Source organism: Rhodoblastus sp., assembly GCF_041915505.1.
GTDB lineage: Bacteria > Pseudomonadota > Alphaproteobacteria > Rhizobiales > Beijerinckiaceae > Rhodoblastus.
Window position 1 is genome coordinate 1 of the sequence record NZ_JAYSBG010000357.1, and the last position, 3471, is coordinate 3471.

Below are 3471 nucleotides of genomic sequence, written 5' to 3' on the forward strand. Positions count from 1 at the left end.
CGCATTTCGCTGGGCTTGGCCTCGGCGGAAGCGGCGAGGTCGCGCAGGCGGGCGTAAATGTCGGTCGGCATGGAACGGGATCCCGAAATTTTTCGGATAAGCCCACGCTAGCCGAGCTTTATTGACACATCATTAACCATGGCGAAGGATTAATGGGAACGGGGCCTTCGCAGTCCTGATTTTTAACGAATGCGCCCTTTGATTTTTTTCGGCACGCGCGCTGGATCGATTCGGCGGGCGGCCGGTCGAGGACGAGAGCCATGGGCGAAATCGTGCCATTCCGCCGCGAAATGCGGCCCCGCATCGCAGCCGTTCCGCAGGACGGCCCGGCGCAGATTCTGTTCTTCCTGGGCGTTCGCTACGAGCGTCACGACGACGGCCCGGACGGGCCGCGCAAGCGCGATCCGGCCGGCGCGACGCCGCGCCGCCAGCGGCGCAGAAAGCGCGCGTAACCGAACCGTCAAGGCGCCGGCTTTTCCACCGCGCATTCGAAGGCGCCGCGCGCGGCCGCCGCCGCCTCGTAATCGCCCTCCCGCAAGCCGAGCACCCGATAGACCGCAAATCCCCTGGCGCCGGGAGAGACCAGCCGCAACAGGTCGTCGGCGTCCTTGTCGGCGCTAGCCTGATCCGGATTGTCCGCCGCCGCGCCAGTGTCCGGCGCCGCATCCTCGGCGTCGGCCTGGGCCTGGGTCACGATACGGATATTGAACCGCCCATGCGGCGTCTGCCGGTCATTGGTGGAATAGATCACAGCCCCGTCGGAGAGCCGGACCGAGACGGAAGTCGGATGGTCGCCATCGGCCCTCGCGCGCAGGCGCAACGGGCCCCGGGCGAGGTCGAACCGGCAGATCGCGAGCGCCGCGAACGGGTCGGCGAAGCGCGGCCCGCCCGACTCGGCCGCCGCCCGCGCGACAAGCTCCTTTTCGCCCGGTTGCAGCGGCAGCGCGAGGGCGCGAAAGGCGGAATTGGGCGCCAGCGCCGGCATCGCCAGCACCGCCAGCAGATGCAGCGCGACAGCGCCCAGCAGGGCGCCGAGAATCCAGGGAACGACGCCGATGGCGCGGTCGAGTCGGGACAGGCGCGGGCTCATGAACAGGCGCCCCGCGTAATCTCCGGCAGGACGAGGCCCTCATAGGCGCCGGCGACGGCGCTGCTGGTCAGTTGATAGGCCCGCAGTACGAGAATGAACCGGCTCTTTTCGCCGAGCGGCAGCCAATTGCCCGGCCGCGCCTCGCGGGAGGCGTCGATGGCGAAGCCGCCGTCGGAATCGCGCAGCAAAGCGGCGGAGGTCAGGCCGTAGCGGCCGGCGGCGTTGGGGCGCAGGCGGCCGTCGACGTCATAGGCGCTGAGCGTCCAGAACCGCGCCGAGGGCGCGCCGCCGGCAATGCGGTAATCGCAACGCGCGTCGAGCAGGGCGCCGACACTATCGGTCTTGGCGACGAAAGCCAGGCCCTCGCCGGCGCCGATCGGTAGGGTTCCGTCCACAGCGACGACGGCGCGGGCGTAGGGGTCGATTTCGGAATCACCGAGATTGGGCCAACTCGCCCAGGGCCCGATGCGAACGGCGCCGAAAGGCGGGTCGCCTTGCAGCGCCGCGATGGTCGCCGCCAGCCCGAGGGCCACGGCGGCGATGGCGGCGACAGGCAAGGCTCGCAAACCGTTCAATTTCCACCCCCGTTCCGGCCGGCCGCGCAAGCCGGACGGAAATGCGCCGTTCACGCTCGGCGAACGGCGCATTGGTGGCATAAAGCCGGATTGTCTGGCAAGGCTCTCGCGCCTTCAGTCCCGAGGATGGGCCGAAAGGCTCAGCGCCAGAAGCTCGCGGCCTTGGCCCCGAGCTCCCAGGTCGCCTCGCCCCAATGCGCGGCGCTTTCACGCAGCGACGAGGCGCGGCTCGCGATTTCCGCCCCGCCGGGAACGGCGACGCCGAACACGCGGACGCTGTCCGGTTCCGCGGCGGCGAGCGTCGATGCGGACGCCGTCGCCGCGTGGGGCGGTGTTGTCTTCGCGGCCTGGTCGACGCGGCGCGTGGACTTGGCCGCGCTTGGCGCGCCGGATCCTGGCGCCGCAGAAGCCTGCGAGACCGGGGGCAAGACCGGCGCGGGCGGGCTCACCGCCTGGGCGGCGATGTCGCCGGCGCCCGATTCGGCTTCAGGCCTGAAACTGGCGAGGCTGTTCAAGGCAGCCAATTGTTCCGGATAATAGGCCAGGCTGTGGACGCCGGAGCTTTCCTCCGGGGGCGCGAGGCGCGCCGCCGTGGTCGTCGCCGGAACCGGCGCGGGCTGCAAAGCGAGCCCGGCGTCGAGCGCCGCCAAGGCGATGGCGCCGGCGACGAAAAGGCCGGCGATCTTGACCCTGCCGGGCGGATTTGAAAAATCGTGCTGAACAATGCGGATCATGAGCGCGAGCCCCGTCGACCTCGTGACACTCTGGACGTACATTCAAAGCAGCCATTGCGGCCAAAGCGCGACCGCTTTCCGGCCAACTCATGTCGACGAAGCCGCGCGGGCAAGATCATGGTCGCAAAGTCTTTTCGGCTTTCGCCGCCTTTTCCGGGCGGGCCGTTCAGGCCCGGTTCAGACGTTCAGACTTGGTTCAGACTTGCGCGGGCAATCTGCGTCATGTCCGGAATTCGCGCGCTGGCGATGATCTCCTGCCTTTACGGGCTGTTCTCCCTCGGCGCGGGCGCCGCTTGGGCGGACGGTCCGCATTTCGGCGGCTGGCGTTTCGGCGGGCCCTATTTCGGCGGGCCGCGCTTCTGGGGACCGAGTTTCTCCGGACCGCGCTATGACGGGCCGCCCGTCTATGAGGCCGAGCCGCCGCCCCCGCCTTTGGACGCAATGCCCGACGAGCGTGTCGGCATGCCGGCAGGGCCTCCCGGCGGTCCGGGCCCCGCGCCGCCGCCCGGCCCACGCAAATGCTACAACGCCGCCGAGACCCGCGAGCGCGTCGTCAGCGCCAATCTGCGCGAGCCCTTCGCCTTGATGCGCAAGGCCTCGGCCATGACCCAGGCCGAGGCGCTGGCCGGCAAATTGTGCCGCTGGAACGATATCGATATCTACGACATCAGCCTGCTGCGCCGCGACGGCGCGCTGATCCATGTTTACATGAACGCCGCGACCGGAGCGGTCATCGGCGCCCTGAACGCGCATTGAAAGGACAAAACCGTGCGCCTTCTCGTGATCGAAGACGACAAGGATCTCAACCGCCAACTGGTCGGCGCGCTGGAGGATGCGGGTTACGCCGTGGATTCCGCGCTCGATGGCGAGGAGGGCCATTTTCTGGGCGACACCGAGCCTTATGACGCGGTGGTGCTCGATATCGGCCTGCCGAAAATGGACGGTATCGCCGTCCTCACCGGCTGGCGCGCGGCGGGCCGGGCCATGCCCGTGCTGATCCTCACCGCCCGCGACGGCTGGACCGAAAAGGTCAAGGGCTTCGACGCCGGCGCCGACGATTATGTCGCCAAGC

The 3471-nt window shown here is 68.9% G+C and carries 6 protein-coding genes; 3 read left to right on the top strand and 3 right to left on the bottom strand.

Annotation, left to right across the window (positions count from 1 at the left end; genetic code table 11):
- Positions 1-260 precede the first annotated feature (260 nt).
- The gene (locus ACE3S9_RS16855) at positions 261-452 is read left to right on the top strand and encodes a hypothetical protein (protein ID WP_374547636.1); all 192 of its coding nucleotides are present in this window, start codon (positions 261-263) and stop codon (positions 450-452) included.
- Between the two features lie 8 nt (positions 453-460).
- Here the strand turns inward: ACE3S9_RS16855 and ACE3S9_RS16860 are convergent, their stop codons facing one another.
- The 3 genes from ACE3S9_RS16860 to ACE3S9_RS16870 all read right to left on the bottom strand — a co-directional run bounded on the left by ACE3S9_RS16860 (position 461) and on the right by ACE3S9_RS16870 (position 2399).
- Complete coding sequence (locus ACE3S9_RS16860) at positions 461-1090, bottom strand: hypothetical protein (RefSeq protein ID WP_374547637.1); 630 nt, start codon at positions 1088-1090, stop codon at positions 461-463.
- Entirely contained in the window at positions 1087-1665 is a 579-nt protein-coding gene (locus ACE3S9_RS16865) for a DUF1214 domain-containing protein (protein ID WP_374547638.1), read from the bottom strand. The genes ACE3S9_RS16860 and ACE3S9_RS16865 overlap by 4 nt, the downstream gene beginning before the upstream one ends.
- A gap of 140 nt (positions 1666-1805) precedes the next feature.
- Complete coding sequence (locus tag ACE3S9_RS16870; protein ID WP_374547639.1) at positions 1806-2399, bottom strand: hypothetical protein; 594 nt, start codon at positions 2397-2399, stop codon at positions 1806-1808.
- A gap of 222 nt (positions 2400-2621) precedes the next feature.
- Between ACE3S9_RS16870 and ACE3S9_RS16875 the strand changes: the two genes are divergently transcribed.
- Both ACE3S9_RS16875 and ACE3S9_RS16880 read left to right on the top strand, forming a co-directional pair.
- Positions 2622-3155, top strand: a complete 534-nt coding sequence (locus tag ACE3S9_RS16875) for a PepSY domain-containing protein (protein WP_374547640.1) — start codon at positions 2622-2624, stop codon at positions 3153-3155.
- 12 nt (positions 3156-3167) lie between these two features.
- The coding region (locus ACE3S9_RS16880) for a response regulator (RefSeq protein ID WP_374547641.1) at positions 3168-3471 on the top strand (304 nt) is incomplete at its 3' end.